Annotated in this window: 1 protein-coding gene; it reads right to left on the bottom strand. The window is 64.4% G+C overall.

Going from position 1 to position 711, the window contains the following annotated elements; translation table 11 throughout:
- A partial coding sequence (locus G3N94_RS41905) for an electron transfer flavoprotein subunit alpha/FixB family protein (RefSeq protein ID WP_205799982.1) occupies positions 1–655 on the bottom strand: 655 nt, incomplete at its 3' end.
- Between the last annotated feature and the right edge of the window lie 56 nt (positions 656–711).

The raw sequence follows: 711 nt of genomic DNA, 5'->3' as shown, positions 1-711 counted from the left end.
CGAGCACCTTTGTGTAGTTCTCGCCGCTGCCCAGACCGCGGCCGCCCGATACGATGATGCTTGCCGACGTGAGCTCCGGACGGTCCAGCTTCGTCACTTCACGGCTGACGAACTGCGACTTGCCTGCGTCTGCGACCGCTTCGATCTTCTCGACCGCTGCGCTGCCGCCTTCGGCCGCCACCGGGTCGAAGCCCGTCGCCCGCACGGTGATCACCTTGATTACGTCGCTCGACTGCACCGTCGCGATCGCGTTGCCTGCGTAGATCGGGCGCTCGAACGTGTCGGCCGAATCGACCGCCGTGATGTCCGAAATCTGCGCGACGTCCAGCTTCGCGGCAATGCGCGGCGCGATGTTCTTGCCGTAGGCCGTTGCCGGCGCGAGGATGTGCGAATAGTCCTTCGCGATGTTCAGTGCGGTCGCTTCGACGTTTTCCGCGAGGCCCGCGGCCAGTTGCGGAGCGTCGGCCAGCAGCACCTTGCTGACGCCTGCGATCTTCGCTGCTGCATCGGCAGCCGCCTGTGCGTTGTGACCCGCGACCAGCACGTGGATGTCGCCGCCGACGAATTTGCCAACCTCGGCTGCCGCCGCCACCGTGTTCAGCGTCGCCGCCTTGATCGACGCGTTGTCGTGTTCCGCAATAACCAGAATCGTCATTTCTATCCGCTCCCTCTTACAGCACCTTGGCTTCGGTCTTCAGCTTCTCGACCAGC

The organism is Burkholderia sp. Ac-20353 (assembly GCF_017104785.1).
In the GTDB taxonomy this organism is placed as follows: domain Bacteria; phylum Pseudomonadota; class Gammaproteobacteria; order Burkholderiales; family Burkholderiaceae; genus Burkholderia.
Note: the sequence above shows the minus strand (reverse complement) of the source record. Positions and strands in the feature narration are given on the sequence as shown.